General features: G+C 49.0%; 21 protein-coding genes and 2 pseudogenes. 16 read left to right on the top strand and 7 right to left on the bottom strand.

Annotated elements, in window-relative coordinates:
* Positions 1-63: 63 nt before the first annotated feature.
* The gene (locus B8987_RS12925) at positions 64-630 is read left to right on the top strand and encodes a GNAT family N-acetyltransferase (protein ID WP_020373695.1); all 567 of its coding nucleotides are present in this window, start codon (positions 64-66) and stop codon (positions 628-630) included.
* Between the two features lie 102 nt (positions 631-732).
* Positions 733-1,785, top strand: a complete 1,053-nt coding sequence (locus B8987_RS12930) for a GAF domain-containing protein (RefSeq protein WP_020373696.1) — start codon at positions 733-735, stop codon at positions 1,783-1,785.
* A gap of 159 nt (positions 1,786-1,944) precedes the next feature.
* Here B8987_RS12930 and tnpA read toward each other — a convergent pair whose 3' ends face one another.
* Positions 1,945-2,379, bottom strand: a complete 435-nt coding sequence (gene tnpA, locus B8987_RS12935) for an IS200/IS605 family transposase (protein WP_020373697.1) — start codon at positions 2,377-2,379, stop codon at positions 1,945-1,947.
* 66 nt (positions 2,380-2,445) lie between these two features.
* Between tnpA and B8987_RS12940 the strand changes: the two genes are divergently transcribed.
* The gene (locus B8987_RS12940; protein WP_084661941.1) at positions 2,446-3,903 is read left to right on the top strand and encodes an RNA-guided endonuclease InsQ/TnpB family protein; all 1,458 of its coding nucleotides are present in this window, start codon (positions 2,446-2,448) and stop codon (positions 3,901-3,903) included.
* 50 nt (positions 3,904-3,953) lie between these two features.
* On the top strand, positions 3,954-4,388 hold the full coding sequence (locus B8987_RS12945; protein WP_020373722.1) for a PucR family transcriptional regulator: 435 nt from the start codon (positions 3,954-3,956) through the stop codon (positions 4,386-4,388).
* On the opposite strand, the gene B8987_RS12950 is transcribed toward B8987_RS12945, so the two are convergent.
* The 4 genes from B8987_RS12950 to B8987_RS12965 all read right to left on the bottom strand — a co-directional run bounded on the left by B8987_RS12950 (position 4,385) and on the right by B8987_RS12965 (position 7,182).
* A complete protein-coding gene (locus tag B8987_RS12950; protein ID WP_026040522.1) occupies positions 4,385-4,951 on the bottom strand; it encodes a GNAT family N-acetyltransferase in 567 nt (188 codons plus the stop codon). The two genes, B8987_RS12945 and B8987_RS12950, sit on opposite strands and share 4 nt — an antisense overlap.
* A gap of 175 nt (positions 4,952-5,126) precedes the next feature.
* On the bottom strand, positions 5,127-6,119 hold the full coding sequence (locus tag B8987_RS12955; protein ID WP_020373724.1) for a hypothetical protein: 993 nt from the start codon (positions 6,117-6,119) through the stop codon (positions 5,127-5,129).
* Between the two features lie 209 nt (positions 6,120-6,328).
* Positions 6,329-6,673, bottom strand: coding sequence for a lipopolysaccharide assembly protein LapA domain-containing protein (locus tag B8987_RS12960; protein WP_157782324.1), 345 nt, complete (start codon positions 6,671-6,673; stop codon positions 6,329-6,331).
* Positions 6,674-6,789: 116 nt separating this feature from the next.
* A complete protein-coding gene (locus B8987_RS12965) occupies positions 6,790-7,182 on the bottom strand; it encodes a DoxX family protein (RefSeq protein WP_020373726.1) in 393 nt (130 codons plus the stop codon).
* A 124-nt stretch (positions 7,183-7,306) separates the two neighbouring features.
* Here B8987_RS12965 and B8987_RS12970 point away from each other — a divergent pair, with 124 nt between their 5' ends.
* From B8987_RS12970 to B8987_RS13005, 8 genes and pseudogenes are all read left to right on the top strand, one after another.
* Entirely contained in the window at positions 7,307-7,675 is a 369-nt protein-coding gene (locus B8987_RS12970; protein WP_020373727.1) for a winged helix-turn-helix transcriptional regulator, read from the top strand.
* A gap of 207 nt (positions 7,676-7,882) precedes the next feature.
* Positions 7,883-8,392 (top strand): GNAT family N-acetyltransferase, encoded by a 510-nt coding sequence (locus B8987_RS12975; protein ID WP_020373728.1) that lies wholly within the window; start codon positions 7,883-7,885, stop codon positions 8,390-8,392.
* Between the two features lie 171 nt (positions 8,393-8,563).
* Entirely contained in the window at positions 8,564-9,481 is a 918-nt protein-coding gene (locus B8987_RS12980; RefSeq protein ID WP_020373729.1) for an ornithine cyclodeaminase family protein, read from the top strand.
* A gap of 31 nt (positions 9,482-9,512) precedes the next feature.
* Positions 9,513-10,661, top strand: coding sequence for an NAD(P)/FAD-dependent oxidoreductase (locus tag B8987_RS12985; protein WP_020373730.1), 1,149 nt, complete (start codon positions 9,513-9,515; stop codon positions 10,659-10,661).
* 555 nt (positions 10,662-11,216) lie between these two features.
* A pseudogene (locus B8987_RS20260) lies at positions 11,217-11,429 on the top strand (integrase core domain-containing protein); the annotation flags it as partial.
* Positions 11,430-12,119: 690 nt separating this feature from the next.
* A complete protein-coding gene (locus B8987_RS19875; RefSeq protein WP_020373733.1) occupies positions 12,120-13,112 on the top strand; it encodes an HNH endonuclease in 993 nt (330 codons plus the stop codon).
* Positions 13,113-13,552: 440 nt separating this feature from the next.
* Positions 13,553-13,742 (top strand): annotated as a pseudogene (locus tag B8987_RS20035) (integrase core domain-containing protein); the annotation flags it as partial.
* A 281-nt stretch (positions 13,743-14,023) separates the two neighbouring features.
* A complete protein-coding gene (locus B8987_RS13005; protein ID WP_020373735.1) occupies positions 14,024-14,563 on the top strand; it encodes a DNA topology modulation protein in 540 nt (179 codons plus the stop codon).
* A 563-nt stretch (positions 14,564-15,126) separates the two neighbouring features.
* Here B8987_RS13005 and msrB read toward each other — a convergent pair.
* On the bottom strand, positions 15,127-15,570 hold the full coding sequence (msrB, locus tag B8987_RS13010) for a peptide-methionine (R)-S-oxide reductase MsrB (protein WP_020373736.1): 444 nt from the start codon (positions 15,568-15,570) through the stop codon (positions 15,127-15,129).
* Positions 15,571-15,896: 326 nt separating this feature from the next.
* Between msrB and B8987_RS13015 the strand changes: the two genes are divergently transcribed.
* The 4 genes from B8987_RS13015 to B8987_RS13030 all read left to right on the top strand — a co-directional run bounded on the left by B8987_RS13015 (position 15,897) and on the right by B8987_RS13030 (position 20,663).
* Positions 15,897-17,459: a spore germination protein gene (locus B8987_RS13015; protein WP_020373737.1), complete on the top strand. Its 1,563-nt coding sequence runs from the start codon at positions 15,897-15,899 to the stop codon at positions 17,457-17,459.
* A complete protein-coding gene (locus B8987_RS13020) occupies positions 17,456-18,523 on the top strand; it encodes a Ger(x)C family spore germination protein (RefSeq protein ID WP_026040523.1) in 1,068 nt (355 codons plus the stop codon). The genes B8987_RS13015 and B8987_RS13020 overlap by 4 nt, the downstream gene beginning before the upstream one ends.
* Positions 18,490-19,668, top strand: a complete 1,179-nt coding sequence (locus B8987_RS13025) for a GerAB/ArcD/ProY family transporter (RefSeq protein ID WP_020373739.1) — start codon at positions 18,490-18,492, stop codon at positions 19,666-19,668. Before B8987_RS13020 ends, B8987_RS13025 begins: the two co-directional genes overlap by 34 nt.
* Positions 19,669-19,886: 218 nt before the next feature.
* A complete protein-coding gene (locus tag B8987_RS13030) occupies positions 19,887-20,663 on the top strand; it encodes an alpha/beta fold hydrolase (RefSeq protein WP_020373740.1) in 777 nt (258 codons plus the stop codon).
* 124 nt (positions 20,664-20,787) lie between these two features.
* Here the strand turns inward: B8987_RS13030 and B8987_RS13035 are convergent, their stop codons facing one another.
* A complete protein-coding gene (locus B8987_RS13035) occupies positions 20,788-21,012 on the bottom strand; it encodes a hypothetical protein (RefSeq protein ID WP_139793557.1) in 225 nt (74 codons plus the stop codon).
* Positions 21,013-21,111: the final 99 nt, after the last annotated feature.

The raw sequence follows: 21,111 nt of genomic DNA on the forward strand, positions 1-21,111 counted from the left end.
AAATCTGGACAGATGGTGATGACGACGGCTTAACGAGCGTGAAATTTTGTTAGGAGGTGTCAGATGTTTTCTTATCCTATTAATGAGGATGTGTCGTTACGGTTGTTAGAGGTGCGCGATGCCGAGCCCCTCTATGCTGTTTTACGCGAATCCGAAAGTTATTTAAGGCGATGGTTGCCGTTTTTGGATAATGTTCACTCCGTTCAAGATATTATCCAGTTTATTGAGTCAGGGCTTGCCCGTTATGCTCACAACAACGGCGGCGAAATAGGCATTTGGTACCGTCAACAATTTGCGGGTGTGGTGGGGATCCATTTCATTAATTGGACGAACCGGACAACAAGTCTCGGGTATTGGCTAGGAGAAAAATTTCAAGGACACGGTATCATGACTCAAGCTTGTGGTGCCCTCATTCGGATTTTGTTTGAGGAATATGATTTGCACCGCGTGGAAATTCAGGCGGCCGTGGACAATATGAAAAGCCGGGCGATTCCGGAACGACTCGGATTTCGGCAAGAAGGGGTGTTACGCCAAACTGAATGGCTATATGATCATTATGTCGATCACGTGGTTTATGGCCTCTTAAAAGACGATTGGCTCACAACGAACACTTCTCCCGTCACGCCCTAACGAAAGCCAATCTTCCCACTTGTCCGGATAGGATCGCTATCATCTCGCATTGGCAGGACGGATTCAATTTCTTCGTCACTCTAAGACACATCGAGGATTGTTATGGTGCAACATGAGATTTCGCCAGAGACTTTAGCTAAATTGTTACAGATTGCAAAAACTCTCATTGCTCGCCGGGATTTGGATGGCGTCTTGCACGATATCCTCCAAAGCAGTCTTGAGTTGATTCCGGGGGCAGATTTTGCTTGTGTATTTTTATATGATGCTGAGGACAATGTGCTCAAACCGGTCGGCGGCGTCGGCTTCGATATGAAGGTGATGAAACAGGTCCGGCTCCGTCCTGGGGAATCATTGACCGGCAAAGCTTTTGTGGGGCGTCAACCCATTTTGTTGCGGACGCCCAAGGAAATCAAGGAAGCCCAGGATAATTTAAGCCCTGAACATGACAATCTCGTTCGCGAGGCGGTAAGACGCCCTACGAATCCGGTTCGTAGCTCCATTGCCGTCCCTCTCATTGTCGGACAGGAAACGGTGGGAGTTTTAGTCATCGATAATTATGATACAGACCGCGATTTCAATGAAACCGATTTGGCTGTGGCAAAAGCCTTGGCCGATCATTCCGCGGTGGCCGTAGCCAATGCCAAGGAGCACGCCCGCAGGCTCGCTGTGTCGCGTGATCTACAAAAGACATTGCACCTGCAAAAACAATTATTGGCCAATCTGGTCAGTGAAGAAAACAGTTTAGCGGGTTTAGCCCGAACCTTATGGCGTCAAATTCATAGCTCGGTTACGGTTTACGACATGAGCCACCAGGTTTTGGCTCGGGTTGGTGAACAGGGCGATATCATTCATTCCTATCCCATCGTGGCAGGCCGACAGGTTCTGGGACAACTTGTCATCGGGGGAAAGACTGTCGACCCCATTGAGCGCGCCGCTATTGACCAGGCTCGGGTCCTTTTCGCTATTGAGCTTTTAAGGCGGCAAGCGGTGGAACAAGAACGTTTGCATAGTCAATCCGATCTTTTTCACCGTCTCTTAGAAGGTAATCAGTTTGCGGTTAATGCGCTCATCAAGTCATATCATTTTTCTCATCCAATGTGGCAAATGGTGTTACTAGCGCGTGGAGACAAAGCGCTTTATCAGACACGCTGTTGAGGCCTTTGACGGAATGGCTCATGAGCTACCATGTGCCCTATACTCTCATGCAAAACACTTTGGTTGCTATCTTAACCGAAGATATTAGTGAACAATGGTGGAATACGCTTGAACACAATGCCCGCGCATGCCCCTTCTTAGGCGATAGCCAAGAGGGGGTCAAGCGGGCGGCGGCCTCTTGGCCGCCTTGCGGGGTTTTTCTTGCGTCCCTTGGGCTTCGACGTAACGTTTCACCGTCTCCAGCGAGGCTTCACCGACGCTCCCGACATAATATGCGCGATGCCAGAAGTATGGCTTCCAATAGAATTTCGCCAAATGATCGGCAAATCGATTGCGCATCCGCCGCGCACTGGCGGACTTAAGATTGTTAATCAAGGTAGACAGGTTCAGCGCAGGATGGATACCCACCAGCAAATGGACATGATCTGCTTCCCCCCCGAACTCAATCAGGGTACAGCGCCAGTCGTTCAGGATTTCTGCGAACGCCTCTCGCAAGGCCGCGAGGAGTTCTGACGTTAATGTCTTCCTTCGATATTTGGTCACGAAGACGATATGTAGCCGAAGAGAGTACACTGCATGTGAGGCAGACATCATTTCTGTGTCATTCATAGTAGCTTAATGATATAATAGACGTCCGAATCAACGCAAGGAGGTGAGGGCATGCTGAACGGGTATAAGTTTCGCCTGTATCCGAGTCCAGAGCAGGAGCCGATCTTGCTCCAGTGGATCGGGTGTCAACGCCTCATCTACAACGCCAAAGTGCAAGAAGATCGCTATTTTCGCCGATTTCAGCGGCGGATGGTCGGGACTGTGGGCGAAGACATTCCTGTCGACCAACAGTACAGCCGCTTCATTACGGCAAAGACCGCATTCCTCCGCCAAGTGCCCTCCCCAGTGTTGCGCAATGGCGCGGTGCGCTGGCGACAAGCCTATCAACGGTTTTTTCAGAAACTGAGTGGTCGCCCAAAGATGAAGCGGAAATCCGGGCGACAAAGTGTCTGGCTGACCTCGGAGTTGTTCGAATTTCGTCCGATAGTCGATGACACCCCCGGCGCGGTGTGCGGGTATCACCTGCATGTCGGTACCGACAAATTTCCCGTCGGGATCATCCCGTATGTGGCCCATCGGCCGCACGCTGTGCCGGCTTCGATATATCTTGCCATCGAAGGGGGGCAGTGGTGGCTCTCGTTTGCGGCGGAGGATCTGACCGTCACGATTCCCGGCAAGGAGGGAGACGCGGCAACCGAACGCATCGCCGAGGATTTACGGCACCTCTCTGCTGACCAACTCGCCGAGCGCACGCTCGGCGGAGATCGCGGGATTGCCAAGCCCCTCATGACCTCCGACGGTCACGTGTTTGATCTCCTACCGGTGCAGCAAACCCGAATCCAGAAAGCGCGGCGGCAGCACCGACGCTGGCAACGACGGGCTGCCCGCAGAAAAAAAGGATCGCAAAATCAGAAGAAAGCCTACCGAAAAGTGGCTCACTACCCCCAGTACGAAAAGAACGTCCGACACGAGTATGCGCATCAGACCAGTCACGCGCTTGTGGTCCACGCAGCCTACGACCTGTACGTCTTTGAGAATCTGCCTATCCAGCAGATGACCAAACGGCCCAAAGCAAAAAAAGACGCCCAAGGCCATTTTCTGCCCAACGGGCGGGCCGCGAAAGCGGGCCTGAACCGGGCTATTCTCGCCTCGGCATGGGGCCAGGTGGTCATGTTCACGCGCTATAAAGCACGGCGCCGAGGCAAACTCGTCATCACGGTTCCGCCCCAACACAGTTCGCAGGAATGTGCTGAGTGTACATTCACTGCCCCGGACAATCGGCCTTCACAGGCTGCGTTTGTCTGTCAACGCTGCGGACACAGGGACAATGCGGACCACAATGCCGCCCGCGTGATCAAAAAACGCGGGATTCAGAAACTCCTGTCCGGAGAACCGCTTACGACATCGCGTAAAACGACGCGGATTTTTCGGACACTAGGGCCGGAACGGTCCGAAGTCACGCCTGGGGAGACTCACATAAGACGTGCTCCGTCAAAGACGGACATGCACAGGTCGCAGAACCAGGAACTTCGCGGAGTGATCCGGGAAACCCCCACCTCAACCCGATAGGGTTAGGTGGCGGGAGAGTTCATGCATATGCGGCTTTCCCTAGAGGATGGGTGAGCATTCGGGGCGAAACCTATCAGCATCCTCGGGACATGCCAAAAGCTCTGCGGATGTTGTTAAGTGTCTGGCGTTATTTGCAGCATTTCCCCACGGTCGTTCCCCCAGATAGTGACTCGGTCGACGCGCGCAACTTTCCGGAAATAAAAATTTTGGATGCGCTACCCCAACAGGTGCAAGATGAGTTTGTGACCAAGGTTTTGGGGCCGATCGAAGACGATGCGATGTTGATCACGACATTAAATACCTGGATCTTTTCCCATCGCTCGTTTTCGGTGGCCAGTCAACGACTCAAAATGCACCCGAATACCATCCGCTACCGCATTGAAAAAATTGCGGCATTAACCGGGACCGATGTGAATGATGACCGGGAAATGATGTTAATCCGCCTTGCCTGTATGTTTCTTGCATTGCGTCAAGACATCTCTTAGGAATTTGTGGGGAAGGGGTTCTCTTTATGTCGTCGTTCCATGAGCCAGCAGTCATGTTGTATGCCCTCATGATATTCGTGATTGAGGAGATATTTGACTTTACGAAATCCGCATTTTTCATAGACATGAATGGCACGCAAATTATCAGCTCGAGGATCCATAACAAGACAATCCACCTCTTGATGCGCTTCGAGCCACTGGCACACCGTTTGTATCAATCCCGTGCCGATTCCTTGATTCCATAACGTGACCTCACCGATAAACTGGTCCATGCCGATGATGTGCTCGAATAAGGAATATCCATAGGTTTCATATTCTTCTACCGATAAGGGGTAGATTTGCATATAGCCGATGGGGAGACCCTGCCAGAGAACAAGTTCTCGGTATATCGGGCGAGAACTCGGGGTCAAATACTTTTCTTGGATCATCTCGCGGGTAAAGCGTTTATCACGTCCCTCATAGAATTCTAAGACGCAGTCATCTGTCAACCAGCGGTAAAGGTAATGGATATCCTCAGGATCTAAAGGACGAAGGATGAAATCGCCTTGGTGGATGTGCATCATTATCTCCTTGAAAGACGTGTAGGGATTAGGGATACACTCTATAGTCTTCAGTGTAGAATGGCGATAAATAAATGGCAACGGGGTTGATTATAGGAAAAAGCCATAGGTGTTCCATTCTATTTGATAGACGCCCTCACTGTGTCATGCCACCCCTTCCACTTTATTCCGTATGGATTTAGGATAACAAGCGCGCAGGTTGGGGATTTGAAGAGGGCACAGGACTTTTTCCCATGTTTTGAGGAACGGGATTGAGACCAAGAAACACCACATACCATCCTTTATTGGTATAGGCTTCGATAAATGTCCATTGAATATAGCCTTCCGCCCATTTTTGACCGTCTCGGAATACAATAGTCGACAAGGGTTGCCCCACTAAAATGGTGCCAGGACCTTGTTCGAGTTCATAACCATGGGGAAGTTGGACTTGGGGTGCACCGTTTTCCCCAGGAGAATAGGCGTGAAAAACGGTGTAAGCGACGGGTCCGTGGGTAGACGCGGAATACGTCGGAGCCAAAAAGTTCGTGCCCACACTCACAATATGGATAGCATGGGGATTCGTTTGTTGGAAGCCTTTGACGCCCATGGTCTCGGTAAATAACGTGGGGATATAGAGATTCTGAAATCCGGGATTTTGGTCTGCAATACTCCCGTGTAGTTCTTGATCGATGGTGTTGAGATTCGAGGACTGAAAAATTGTTCCCGCGCCTTTTAGCACATCCCGAGATACGAGGTCAAACCGACTGGGATAGGCAAGATTGTTCACGGTATCCACCATCAGTAACATCGGATTGTTGGGGGTCGTGGTTCCCTGGTAATACCACGGCACCTGGTGGATAGACACTCCAAATATCTCAGGAATTAATTGCTTCACAGGAAGGTGGGCTCGTCCCGGATATTGAGGAGAAAAGTCCGGAAGATTTATGGATAAGCCATCGGCAACATAAGCCGGTAACAAGCGCCGTACGGTTTGTGGCAAGACTTCGGTAGCAGGACGCGTAGGCGAAAGCACGACGTCTTGGGAAATGCCGCCGGGAAACTTGTTGTTATTAGCGGGATGTTTGGCGAGCAATACCGATGGGGGGGACACGTTACTTTGTTCTACTCCACATCCTGCAATCACCCCCAAAAGATTGGCTGCCATTATGCTGGCTATCCACTTGGCTTTCATCTCGATGGCGCTCCCTTTACCGGTATGACCGGACCTTTAGATGGTACCGTGGCTAATGCCAGTGTGCCACGCCACCCCTCATTGTATCACGCACTCTATGGTGACTTTGGACTCATTTGTAGGCTGAGTCTCGTCAGGGGCGCAGAAGGCGTGAAAAGGCGCTTTGAGATGCCAGGAAGACATCATCGTTTCGTGATTAGCTTTTATTTCTATTGTGGAGTGGAATCTGTGGGGGCAGTGGGGGAATCGTCTGGCATGCCTTCTATCGAGGACGGAGGCAATACCGAGGAGGACTCATCGCCTAACGTAGGAGCAAGATGTTTAGAACGATTCGTGGACTTGTAGCGGTCCCATAACATGCCACCGGCACCAATGCTGGCGCCCAGCAATAAACTTAACAATACGACCAACGCTAAAGAAATGTGCGGGAGTTGCCAGAAAAAGACATGTAATGAGACAGGATGTTGATTTTGGAGCGCTAAAATTGCAATAAGCACGGCACCGAACAGCCACACTATAACCTTTCGGAGACCACGACTTTCAGGATTCACCACGATTCCCTCCGCTCCGACATAGAGAAAAATATGTCTTTATGAAATATTTTACCACAAATAGACACCGGGCCGATTCGTGATGACCTCTCGCCCGGTGCGGATATGCGGTTAAAATCTTATGAGAATAGGTGAATCGCGTAAGAACCGGGACCAATAAGGGTCACCGCCAGAATGACAACAATAAGAATCAGCGGATATTCGAACCCATTTTGTGTGACCCAATACCCGTTTTTCCGGTGTACCGTGATGATAGCCACCAACATGGTGACAATTAACAGCGTCGCGGCAATAGGCAATAGACTGCCCGTGGCCAATAAGAGTCCCCCAATCAGTTCAGCCAATCCTGCTAACAAGGCCATAAGCTTACCCGGTTTGAGTCCGAGCGATTCCATCCACTGGCCCGTACCGGTTAAGCCGTAACCACCGAACCAGCCAAATAATTTTTGACTGCCATGACCTGCATAGGTCAGGCCGATAACAATCCGCACAAGAGCTAACGCGATATTCATCCATCCACCTCCTTAATGTTATTAACTAACGTAAAATAAGTGTCTTTACAAAGGTAATGATAGTAAGTCGCTTATCTATTGTCAATAGCTATGGTAAAATAAGAGACAGAAAGAAGGGATCAAGATGGATGATCTGAAAATATGCCCCAAATTTGAAGCAGCTTTCGCCTTGTTGGGGCAAAGATGGACAGGCTTGATTATTCGTGCTCTTCTTTCGGGACAACGCCGGTTTTCGGACATTACCCAAATGATTCCCCATTTAAGCGACCGGATGTTAGCGGAACGACTTAAAGCCCTCGAAGCGGAAGGTATCGTAAAGCGTATCGTCTATCCAGAAACGCCCGTGCGCGTGGAATATGAGCTGACCGATAAAGGCCGTGAACTAGAACCCGTGATGGATCAAGTCCAGAAATGGGCGGACAAATGGTATCACTATTTGAGTCCTGAATTGTCCCTCTCTCGTCAGAATTCAAATTCCTTGGGGGATTCTTAGGTTTTTGACCAGAGCTTGGCGTATCTAAGGGCTTGAGGAAACCTTTCTGTTCAGAACTCCTCTATAAATCTTGTAATGATTGGGTGCCCATGAGACCTTCTCGTTTGAGCGTGACCTATGCCTTTTTTGTTTACCGCTGACTCAGATGTCACGAAATAATTTGTCGTTGACCGAGGGAACAGATGGCGAGCGTGGGGAGGATAGGATGTGTGGACCATTCGGTTGGTCGAAAAAACGGATGCAGCCAAAGTTATGAATTTGCAAAAAGCTTTGGACCGCGAGACACGGTTTATGCTAATGGAGCCCGGAGAGTTGTCAGACAGTGTGGTGGAATGGGAAAAACGTATTTTGCCGTTCATTGACCAGCCACACAATGTCTTTTGGGTTGTCGAAAATGCCGAAGGCACATTAGTGGGCTTTCTCCGGGCTCGGGGCCAGACTCCGCGCCGGCTCGCTCATTCGGCTTTGATTGTCATTGGGATTTTACAGGAGTATTGGGGACAGGGAATAGGCACCCAGTTGTTCGAAAAAGTCGAAGCTTGGGCCAAAGAGCGTGGGCTTCACCGCTTAGAGTTAGAAGTCATGGTCTCAAACCGTCGAGCTATCGCCTTATATCATAAAATGGGTTTTGTCGTTGAAGGATTACGTCGTCATGCGATTCGTTATGCGGATGGGCAATTTGTGGATGAATATATGATGGCCAAATTAATCCATTGAGTGTGGACCAAAGATTTTTGACGCAAGTCTTCATGTAGAAGTTTTGCCTGATCAGTCTTTCCAATTGTTCTTATGGCTCTATTAAGAAGTGACTAAATCGCGTTAGATTGAAGAGAAGACGTCATGACCGCTGGTTGCAGACGACCAAATCGGAACGTGGGAGGGCTGTCGATGTGGTTTGGTCCCCAGGATCTGGAAGCACAGCTTGATGATGAGATCTTAAGGCGGCATTTGGCTAAGCGACTTACTGTTCCCTTGGCTGGTGAACCTGTGCGCATTGTCCAGTCCGATGACAAAGGGCATCTGATTTTAATGGCAGCAAGCTGGCAGGATCTGAGTCTCTCCTTGGTTAAAGTTCTTTACGAACGGCCAGAGAATAAGATGAGAGGGAACGGGACACCGGTCTTAAACGGTTCCGTCAGCATTTACCGCCATGATGGGGAAGTTATGGCGGTGGCGGATGGTGCCACCTTTACCGGATTACGCACCGCAGCCATCGCGGCGCTCGCAACCGAGTGGCTGAGTATGTCTAAAACGTGTCACTGTATTATTGGCGCAGGTTTTGAAGCCTATTATCACGCCAAGGCTCTCGCTCGGCTGAAGGGCGTCAAGACGATGCGTTTGTGGAACCGGACACCTAAAGCAGCCTATGCGCTCCAAGAGAAGCTTTGTGCCCTTCCGCAATTTTCTCATCTGTCTGTGAGGGTCCACGAGGTGATTGAGGAGGCACTGGCCGATGCGGACGTGATTACCACAGTCACATCCTCTCCGGAACCCTTATTTAACGCCCAGATGATTAAAAAGACTGTGCTCATTAATGCCATGGGTGCGTATTTGCCCCATACCCGGGAATTGTCTAGTGATATTGTGGCCAAGGCGACCTTATATGCCGATTTTCTCCCGGCGTGTCTCCAAGAAGCGGGGGATTATCTCATTCCAGCGGCAGAGGGTCTTCTCGATCTGACACGCGTTCGGCCTTTGGCGAGTGCAGCGCATGATGGACCAATGCCTGGGATTACGGTTATGAAAAGTGTTGGCTCCGCAGTCTTTGATTTATCCTGTGCCGAATGTTTAGTGATGTCAAAATAATGATGGGAAATGCAGGAAAAGAGGAGACGCGATGGCGGATACAGCTGACGTGATTATCATTGGCGCGGGGCTCATTGGCTTATCTATTGCATATCATGTAGCCAGCAAAGGGATTTCACATGTGGTGGTGATTGAGAAGGAATCTTTATGGGGCCACGGCTCGTCAGGACGCAGTGCCGGTGGGGTACGTCTCGAATTTTCTCATCCCAGCGCTGTAAAATTTTCGCAGTATGGCCTCGAAATGTTTCGCCATTTTGATGACCTGTTCGGGATTTCAGCGTCTTTCAATCCATGTGGTTATCTGTTTTTGACTCGAGATCCTGGCCAGTGGAAGGTTATGCAGGATTTATCCTTAATGCAGCAATCCTTAGGCGTTCCCGTAAAATGTCTAGCACCGCAAGAGGTCTTTTACCGCTTTCCTTATGTGAAAATTCCAGACCTCGTGGGAGCAACGTTTTGCCCAGAGGATGGCGTTGCCGATCCCGGCGCGGTTCTTTATGGGTTTGCTAAACGGGCTAGGGATCTCGGCGTTACCATTCGGCTCGGCGAACAAGTTACCGGGATTATGGCGCACCATGATCAGATCATGGGCGTTACAACGACCAAAGGAGTCATTACCGGCCCCGTGGTTGTCAATGCTGCAGGTCCTTACGCCAGCACGATAGGACAGATGGCCGGAGTGGAGATTCCCGTGCGTCCATACCGCCGCAGTATTTATATCACGACACCTTTTATGGACCTTCCTCCAATGATGCCGATGACTTTGGACTTGGAGACGACCTCTTATCTTCGCCGGGAAGGGGATAGCGTTTTGTTGGGGATGTCGGATCCCGATGAACCGAGTAGTTATCACACCGAAACGGATCATCAGGTATTGGAAAAACTGATTGACACCTTATTGCGCTGGGTCCCCGCATTGAACCATGCGGCCATTTTGCGCGGTTGGGCGGGATTATATGAAGTTTCTCCCGATGATTCGGCCATTATCGGTGAAGTGCCGGGTTTGTCTGGATTTTATTGTGCCAACGGTTTTAGCGGCCATGGCTTTATGCATTCTCCGGCTGCCGGTCGAGTGATAGCTGAATTGATTGCGGGGGAAGAGCCGTTTGTCGATATCCGTCCGTTTCTTCTCGCCCGATTTACGGAGAACCAGCCCACTTGGGAAACGTTTGTGATTTAGTGGAAATTTCCGGGTGATCAGGCAAGGCGATTGTTTGTATAGGACGGCAAGCATGATAAGAGATGATTTTAGATCGTAGCATAAACACACAAAGGGATCTTGTCGATCATCCCGTCTTCCAAATGCTGTAACTTCCGTGCCAGTGAGAGTGAGAGCCGCTAAAAGTGTGATGGGATAGGTTTTTTCACTCGCCGGATTTAATCGTTAAGAGGGTTGCAGGTTTTGGGATTTCCACTGTTCGATAAGATGATGGCCAAGAGTGTTGTGTTGGTGGCCGAAGAACAAGCGGGTCGTGTTACTTGCGCTGTCGGCTAACTCCAAGAGCCCAGCGGTGCTCGAAATGCTCAAGGAAGAAAAAACGGTTGGCCAGATTGCTGCCGAATACGGCATTCATCCCTGCCCTTGGCATCGCGGGAAGCGCCGGAGGTTCGAGCATTTTCCGCCGTTGTTTACTGAGTCTCAAGCGCTCTAACAACATGCCCCAGCCCACCAACAACAGTTGACGGCACTTTAGGCGAAAATCGGCAAACTGTCCCCCATGTTGAGTGGCACAAAAAAGCGTTGGACAACGTGTTGACGGAACGGCTTTGGCGGAGTATGCAATATGAAGACGTGGATCTACCTGCACGATGACCGTTCACCGCGGGAAGCACGGTCCGGCCTGAGCCGATATTTTACAGTGTATAACTATCCCTGACTTCACCAGGCATTGGGATATACGCTACCCGCCGCCTGGTATTGGCCCTCCCGTCACCGGACCCGGATTGACGGGAAGAGAACCATCGGAGATGTTTCCCATGGATTCGGGTGAGACCCCATAGGCAGCCGTTTGGGTTGAGCCTCCCGTTTGCCGGCGGGCCCACAAGCGGCCCACGCCAAACGGGGGGATAATGTCCTCAATGAAGACCAAAAGAAAGGAGGCCCGTCTCAACACTTTGGGGCTCAAAAATCTGTCTTAACAAAGGGGTTCCACCTTAATTTGATCCGGTGGTAACCGCTTTACAGTGTGGGTTCGATCAACACGACTTTCAGCGAATATCTACCCCTTCGGTCCCGAGGTTCGTCACACTCAATCAATATCTAAATATGCTGTGCCGCGAAATACATACGGAAATCGTAGTGTCCCATAATCCGAGTGGGGCCCATCACCTTTCTCCACTCGAGATGACCGTAACCAAGCCAACGACAACGGCTTTTCATCAGCGGATGATTAAAATCTGTCGAAATTAAGAATAGATACATTTTTTCATCCTTGTACATACCAGATGATAAAAATATGCTAGTGAGAAATAAAAGGACTACGATGGCTTCGACGGATGGAGTTCCCTGAAATCATGAATCTGGCTTTCTGATTAAACGGACATTTTTAGGCTATTGGATTCGCATGGACAAGTTTCTGCTATAATAATTGTAGTTTTCTAATATTTCCCATAAAGAATATTCGATAGGAGACAATTTGTGAATATCTTTATTCATCATGTAGGAAAAGACGGCGCTAATCGTGATTTTCCTAAGAGCATTGAAAATCAAGTTCCCTCGCAAAAGACAAAACTATATAAATCAACTTTTCGTAATGGCCTAAAGAATATAGGAGACGAAACTAACATATGGGGCGTCCCAGCAGGAGCTAAGCCAATTTTTGACCAATTAAATGAGGGGGATTGGATATTCCTCATTGGCTCGTTGAATAAAATTCCCGACACACAAACATGGGAAAGTAAAATCCGATTTGCTTTCCAAATTGTTGATTACACCATCGGTATAGAAGAGCAGGCGTTTGATCTTAGCAAGAGCATTTGGGGCGAGCCAAGATTTCCCCTCGTTGTGGTTGGGCAAGTCTTTCCGATCGACCTTCAATATAGTCGGTTATTACGTTATATAGGCTACAAACCGAATTTTTTTCCATCAGGACTCTTTTTTAGGGTTAACGAGAGCCGTATGGCTATGACACCTGAGGAGTTAATGGAAGAAATATTGAGTGAATCGTGTGTAATGGACAAGGATGATCTAGTATCTCAAAGAACAACTAAATTCGTATTACGAGCCATTAGAGCTGCATCTTTTAGAAACCGTGTTTTAAATGTTTTAGGCAAACAATGTGCAGCGTGTAATTTCAGCACCCTTAGGGAACCATCGCTTTCTAGTGGAATCGAGGTCGCACATATCGTTCCCGTTGAATATGGCGGTCAAGATACCATTGAAAATGGGATTCCTCTGTGTCGACTCCATCATTGGGCATTCGATAACGGATTAATCACGTTTCGCGTAGACCACGAACGTTTAAAGACTGTTGTTCATCCGACTCGAGGTATGTATTTAGGCCAACGAGATTGGGCGTTACAGCAATTTGAAGCATCTACTATTTCTTTGCCAGGAGATAAGCAGTATCTTAAAATTCTTGAACGTAATTTGAATGAGCACAATTCAATTTATAGATGGGACCTAAGTTAAAGACATTGTTTAAGGTTCCTAAGGTAGACACTAGACGGTTCGGAGCCCGCGGTGCCTCGTGGAGTCGAAAGGTGTATATATGTATATATAAAGTTTTCCATGAAAAGGGTTATAGAAAGCTCGTCGTTATGTGAACTTTTCAGAGTTAACAATCTGAACTTTTCGACATGGCGCATGCGCTATGATACCCTCGAAATCCATAGCATCGCTTGCATCGAGAACCATCCGATCGATTAGAATCACTATCTCATCCAATCTGCGGTAATAAGGATCGCCCGCTTTTGGCCAACCATGCTCCATGTCATAGTTTCCGAGGATATCCGAATCGAGGATGCCCTTAACGAACCATGTTTCCATGTCTTTTCGCCAGTGCCACGTTTGTCAATGATTATATAGCTAATAACATGCTGAGATTGTTGACGCTTTTAATTCCCCATGGCAATATCTTTATCGAGCGACTGTGGCGATTCCGTGAAGTACGAGGAAGTCTAATTAAACGATTATGCCTCTCCGCAAGAAGAGCGCCAAGGCTTGAATCGCTACGTTCACTTTTACAGCCTTCAGTGTCTACATCAAGCGTTAGGGTATCGCACGCCTGCCGAACGTACTATCCGGGTTTTCCACCGTTAACACGGCGGAAGTGCCGTTTGAGCAATTTGGCACAGCCGGATGGGCTGAGCTCAGGACAAGTGCCCAGCTCCTACGTATGCTGACGCTTTCACTGACTGTTCCATCAAAATACACCAAAAAAGGGGGAACAATCTCACACTTAAGGGCCAAAAATTTTGTCTGGACAATGGGGTCCACCTTACAGTGTTAGAGCGTATCTCAACCGTCTTGATTCAAACCACGAAAGGAGGAAGCGGCGCTCCCCTCGGTCTAAACCGAGGTTCCGCGTAACTCTACACCTTATGCGAAAAGTGCTTGTGATAGGATCACCAGGGGCTGGCAAATCAACCCTTGCCCAGCAGTTGGGCGTTATCACAGGACTTCCTGTCATTCATTTGGACCGCTTATATTTTCGACCCAACTGGGTGGAGCCGTCTCTTGAGGAATGGATCTCAATCCAAGAAGACCTTGTCCAGCGTGATGCATGGATTATCGATGGCAATTATGGAAAGACACTGGATATCCGTCTTCAGGTGGCCGACACGGTAATCTTTCTTGATTTTTCTCGTTACGTTTGTTTATGGCGGGTCTTAAAGCGCATCAAACAGCATTATGGTCATACTCGAGACGATATGGCTGAGGGGTGCGAGGAACGGTTTGATGGTGAATTTTTGCGCTATATCTGGCAATTTCCCCATGATCAGCGGCCCCGAATCCTCGACCAGTTGCGAGAAAGACAGCAGCGGGGGACCCACATCATCCACCTTCGGAGGTCATCAGACATTTCGCGTTTATTGCAAAGCCTCACTACATCTTTAGGAACAGGCAAACATCGCTTTTAATCGGTGACAGGGGTGATGGTCCATCACGCCGCTCTCAAGAGCGAAGCTTGACAAAGCTTCTGGTTGACTTGCCCCAGTGCTTTGGGCACTCCATTGGGATCGTCACGACATCACGGGTTACGCGTCCTCGTCCCATGCCCTGTCGCTCACCTTTTTGCTGAGCACGATATTAGGGTGGCGGCATTGTTAGGGCGGAAGAGGGTGCTTGAAAGTCGCTTTTTGCTACCGGAGTTCTCGTGATGTATCTCTTTGGGATTGTTTTGGCCTCACGTGTTAGTCGCCATGAGTATGACCGGCCCTGATCGATGATCTTTCTTTTGTTTCGGCGAGGGCGCGCTCGGCCTACTGGATGCCCAGCGAAGTCTTTCCTACCGAAATCCGGACAATGGATTCACCGGATAGATGGGTGGCGCGACATTAATGGCTCTTGATCAATGATAGGGCAATGAGGGTTTGAGCATTAGCTTACCTCGTTACCCTATCACTTGAGCGGGCTCAAAATCTCTAAAATACAGCATAAGACGGCTTGGATTCCCATTATTTGTTCGGAAACAGCACGCCCATTACCCACGATCTGGCTCGTCAAAAAGATAAAGATAGGCCCCGTATCCTTCTTTTTCCATATCGGCTTTGGGTATGAAACGTAGGGCGGCAGAATTGATGCAGTAGCGTAAGCCGCCCTTTTCCGGTGACCCATCATTAAAAACGTGTCCTAAATGTGAATTGGCCGTGTGACTGCGTACCTCGGTGCGAATCATGCCGTGACTGAAATCTTTCTTTTCCTCAATTTCTTGCGGATTGAGAGGCCGGGTAAAACTAGGCCAACCACATCCGCTATCAAATTTGTCTCGGGATGAAAATAGCGGAACTCCTGAAATGATATCCACATAAATTCCCTCTTCATGATTGTCCCAATAGGCATTGTGAAATGGGGGCTCCGTCGCTGCATGTTGGGTGACTTCAAATTGCAAGGGGGTTAATTGATAACGCAATGACTCTTTATCCATATTCTCACACTCCCTTCCCGGATTCGGACCTCCAAAAAGCTCTCTCGCTGCTTTTAGTATAGCGGTTTGATGACAGAACACACGATCTGACGGACAGTTGTATGGGCATGTTCGAACATGATTCATGGCAAATCTTCTGTCTTCTTGACAGAGAAAAACGCGCACGAATGACTGCGTGCCTAATGCCTGATAGGTAAAGAAAGGGCGAGTTACCAAGCAAGCAGCATAAATCGGCCAGAGATTGGAAAAGATTCATGTATCGAACACTGACGACCATTCAAGGGGTAGGAGGTTGAGGCACTATCGACCCCACGCATGTTAAAGCGGTGCAACATATCCAACAAGCCGCGGACCGCCTGCTCGCGGAGATTAATGCCTGGAATCCTCTCAAGCCAGATGGCATTGGCAAAGATATTACTGCAGTGGAAAAATATTTACAAACGCAATTACTGAAGAGTCCTGACTTCATATCCCGGATTATCCAAACGGCGCGGGGAGAACGGGTTTTGATCGCATATATTGATGGTCTGGTGGATACCACCATGGTCGATCAAGATATTATTGCTCCCTTATTGAAAACTAAGGTACCCGCATCATCGTGGAATCAACAGTCTTTGCATACGGGACATGTGAGCCAGGAATCGCGGTGGGACAAAATTTGGCCCAAGTTATTATCTGGTAATACGATCCTGGTTCCTGAAGGATCTGCCTATGCATGGATTATTGATACGGTCAAATATATGCAGCGCTCTATTGGACGACCGGAAACGGAAGCGTCCATTCGCGGGCCGCAAGAAGCTTTTAATGAAGTGGTCCTAACACAAATGAATCAGATTCGTCGCCGCCTGCGAGATAGCCGGCTGAGCTTTCAAGCGATTCAATTGGGACATCTCGATCATCATCAGGTCATTGTCGCGGCCTTACGGGGTGTCGTGAATCCTGGGTTATTGGAAACGGTCTTGTACCGCTTAAGGCGCATCCGCATTGATGCTGTGCCTAATGCTACCCAAATTGGCAGTCTCATCCGGGACCATCCTTACAGTATTTTTCCGACCTTGCGCTATAGCGAACACGTGGATTTTGTGGTCTGGGCTCTAGAACAAGGCAAAGTGGCGGTATTAGTCGACGGCGATCCGTTTGTGATGATTCTTCCGGCGACGATGTGGGATTTTTATAAAACGCCGATGGATTACAATTCGTCATGGTATGATGCGTCGTTTGTGCGTTTTATTCGTATGGCAGGGTTTTTTGTCACCCTATATTTTCCCAGCCTCTATATTGTGTTCACAACGACAAATCAAAACTTGGTACCCTACCAGCTCTTGACCACCATCATGGGCAGTCATATTGGATTGCCTTTTCCCCCCATTTTAGAAGCCGTGGTTATGATTTTTGTGATAGAGATTATCCGGGAGGCAGCGCTTCGCTTACCTAAAGCGCTATCCACCGTGCTTGGAACGATGGGCGCGATTGTGGTGGGCACTGCGATTGTGAAGGCAGGATTTGTGAGTAATCAAATTATCGTCATTATGACCATTACGGCGCTCAGCTTTTACTCGGTGCCCAGCTATGAATTAGTCGGAACATGGCGCCTTGTCAATTTTCTCTTGTTAGCGGCTTCCCAGCTTTGGGGATTATTTGGCGTGCTATGGGTATCATTGGCATTAATTGTGGAGCTAGACAGTATGGTATCATTTGGCGTACCCTACCTGTCGCCTGGAATTCCCATCAACTGGCGTGATCTTAAAGATAGCATTGTACGCTTACCTCTTGCTCTTTGGAAACGGCGATTAACCGCGGTGCGTCCTCTGCGTTTTGTCTGGCGCTATCCGCTGCAGGGCAAAAGTATGCAACCTCGGCTCAAACGCCATCAAGTCAAAGCGCGATGAAAATCCGGTTGTGGTGGAAAGTTTTGGTGATGGGAATGGGGATGATGTTGTTGCCTGGATGTGGCACGGTGGCCGGCATTAGTCAAACCGGCATTGTCTTAGCCCTCGCGGTAGATCCCGGTCCTGCTGGGCAATATACCTGGAGCTTTATGTTTCCTAATCCCACAATTACGCCAAGTAGTGAGTCCAGTATTAAACCGTCTGAGGAATTTTATGTGCTGCAAGCTAAGGCCCCCAGTTTAATGCAAGCGGTCGAGGATGTCAGTGCCTTAACTGACCGTTATGTCTATTTGGGCGATGTCCAATTTGTGGCTGTAAACGTGGAGTTTTCCGCATCTGATGTGGTGCATTTGATGCATCTTCTGATTAATACCGGGGAATTTCCGCCCCGGGCCTGGGTTACGATGGCGTCGCCCTCGGCCAAGGCAGTCCTTAAAACCTCGCCTCCGGAAGAAGTTGTGCCCACGGTGTTCCTATCGAATTATTTTAGTTGCCATGTTTGCCATCCCGTGCAGCTTGAAACCCGCGTGTGGCAGGTATGGGACGATCTATTAGTCCCTAGCCATACTGCTGTGATTCCCTTGAGTGTGGTTCATGGCAGAACCCTGAGGATCAGTCGCTCGGTATGGTTAACCCCATGTCAGATCATCAAGTGTAGCCAGAGCCAGACGATTGATTGGGCCATGGCCATGGGAAAATATGAAAAAGGTGCGTTGATGCTACCTAGTGGCAAGGAAAACGGGTTTGCCGAAAGCCTTCGCTTATCCTCGAGTCGTCAGCTTACCCGTGTGCACCGTCAAGTCATGGCAAAGTGGAATCTCACCCTGAATGGACATTGGGAGGCCATGGGACGAAGTGGGCGGGAACAACGGTTAAATCAGGAAGCTGAACGGTTAGTGCTGCACCATATTTTGCAGCTGTACCAGTGGGCACAAAAGCATCATGCCGATCCCTTTGGCGTGATAAATCAAGAGGTGTGGACGTCTCAAGCCACGTCGTCTCAGATCCCCCCCTTGGAGGTGACGGTTCATTGCCGCATCACGCCTACCGCGCGCACCGGGTAAAATTGCGCAGTGGTCTCGAACCCATGGGGACTTTTGAGTATGCCACCGTTTTGATTGCCAGCTATGTCGCCGGAGGGGTTTACGTTTGGCCACGGAGTCTTTGCCTTATCGCTGGTTCTAATGGGATATTAGCTTTGGTCCTCACGGGCTTATGGGGACTCTTCATTTTGGGAGGTGTGGCCTATTGGGCTTCTGTGACGCCTGGGAAAACCGCCTATCAAAAACTCGAACGGACCAGCGGGAGATTTTGGGGTGTCTTGATTGCCGGGATTGCTGGAATATTAACCATGACCTATATTGCCGCCATTGGGGCTTTGTATATTACGGTTTTGACCACGGTGGTGATTCCTGGGCACCGTGCCTGGGCATTAGGTGTCATTTTAATGGGGTATATTTTTTGGTTGGGCACACGCCCCCCCATTTCCGTGATTCGGTTGTTTACCTTAACGATTCCTGGCTTGACTCTGTTAACCCTGATTACAGTGGGATTAGGTTTCGAAAATGTGCAATTCCCTAATGCCCTACGCCCGCATGTCCCGATTCAATGGGGCAATGTCTATGATGCCACGGTCTCGGGTACTTATTTTTGGGTTCCGATCCTACCGTTGGCGACAGCCGTGGGTTTGGTGCGGGACCGATTTCCCGCTAAGGTGATGCCGACCACGTTATGGACCGTGGTGATTCAAATTTTTCTTTTAGTCCTGTTATATAGTCTGGCCGTGATGACCCTTGGCCCTGAGGGTGTAGCCCATGCGACCTGGCCAATCGTCTTTGTGTTTGAGAATATTGATCTGTCCAATTTTTTTATCACAGAGATTGGACTGGGTGTTGCAATTATTTGGACCGTGAGTTTTATTGGTTTTATTGCTTGGCATGTTTGGCATCAGTCTCTCCTGATTGAACATGTATGGAAAAAAAGACCCGGTGGTCTCAATCCATGGGTGATTGCGCTTGTCATTGCGGCTGCCGCCATTTTGGTCATGCGACTGAGTTTGAATCCCGAAACCTTAGAGGCTTTTTTATTAAATACTCTAGCACCGATTAATTTTTGGTTTAGTACAATTTGGGTTAGTATCGCCGTTATTCTTACCCTGTGGAAGCGCCGGCCATCTCATCATGGCACGGCTTCAGATTCAGATGTTTAGAAGAAAAATGATGGCGACTAGCTGGATCTATTTCAATCTCTTTTGAGAGCAAAACGTGGAATTCTTGTGCTTTTGAGCCATTCTTCCTGTGCACAGAAAAGATTTATGATAGGCTGATTACAGCTAAGATGGAAATTTGTGACAGCCGCTTGATGGAATAAACATCTCTGGCCCGTAACGGCGTCTGTGGGAATAGGAAGAGAGCGAGGGGGACCCTAATGCGTATCGAAACCCCACAGGGTGCTATTATGGTGGATGTGTATGGCCAAAGCGATCAGGTCTTGCTGCTATTGCACGGCTTGGGGAGTGCCCGTACTACATTTGCCGGGATTGTGCCCTTTATGCCAAAATGGCAGCTTATTATGCCGGATTTGCTGGGTTTTGGGGAAAGTGCGAAGCCCCCTGCATTTTCTTACTCCTTGTTGGATTACGCAAAGAACTTGGTCGAATTGATGGAGCAGATGGATCTCTCCCGGGTGTCAGTCGTGGGACATAGCATGGGTGGCGATATCGCCTTGGCCTTAGCAGTCGTGGCACCTGAACGCATCGATCGACTCATTATTGCTGAAGCGAATTTGCTGCCGAGTCGCGGTTTAAAACGTTCCTCGATTTCGGCTCGGGCTGATGGTTTACCAGAACCCGAATATATCCAGCATTTTCACGAATTTTTCCAGGATCTTTTCGGTCAAGATACTGCGTCGCAATCCTTGCGTCATTATGTTCAGACCTTACGGCAGGCCTCGCCGATGGCCATGTACCGGGCATCGCAAGCATTACTCGACTTAAAGGAATTTGACGTTGAAAAGACATTTATTCAACAAGCGATAGGTACCCTGATTGGCGAACGTAGCCGGGGATCAAGACAAGTCCAACAGGCGTTATCGTCACCGGTTCCCATTCGTCTGATTGCCAATGCAGGCCACGATATGTTCGTGGAAAATCCTAAGGGCTGTGCGTTAGCCATTCAGTCGCTGATGGCAATCGCAAGACGGTGATGGAAAATCGACTTGACACCGAATACCCGAATCAAAGGAATGACAAAAAGTGAATACAAAGCCTTGTGTGACGTGTGCAGAAGTTCTCGAAAAACCTTTACCACGTTGCTTGTACTCCATTCGTCTAGAGGACAATGGCGCGTTGGGTGCGGTAATCGGACAAAATCCCTGCTGGATGAACAAATAGGACAACGGCAAGATGTCTATCATGACTCCCATGACTTTCTTCACAATCCCGCCTGGAACGGTAAGTGACCGTACTGTCTCCCACAAAGAACAAAGCTTGATGCTTGAGAAATGATCCAAAGCCGATGTCATCCATAACGAGATCGGACGAGAGATCTTCCAAGGCGACGAGAGCATTATTTCCATTTTATCAGGCGTTGTGATCAGCCCCGGTCCACTCAGGCGTCAAAAACCTGGCATCAAAAAAAGGAGAGTAGATAAT

It is taken from the genome of Sulfobacillus thermosulfidooxidans DSM 9293 (genome assembly GCF_900176145.1).
Taxonomy (GTDB): Bacteria; Bacillota; Sulfobacillia; order Sulfobacillales; family Sulfobacillaceae; genus Sulfobacillus; species Sulfobacillus thermosulfidooxidans.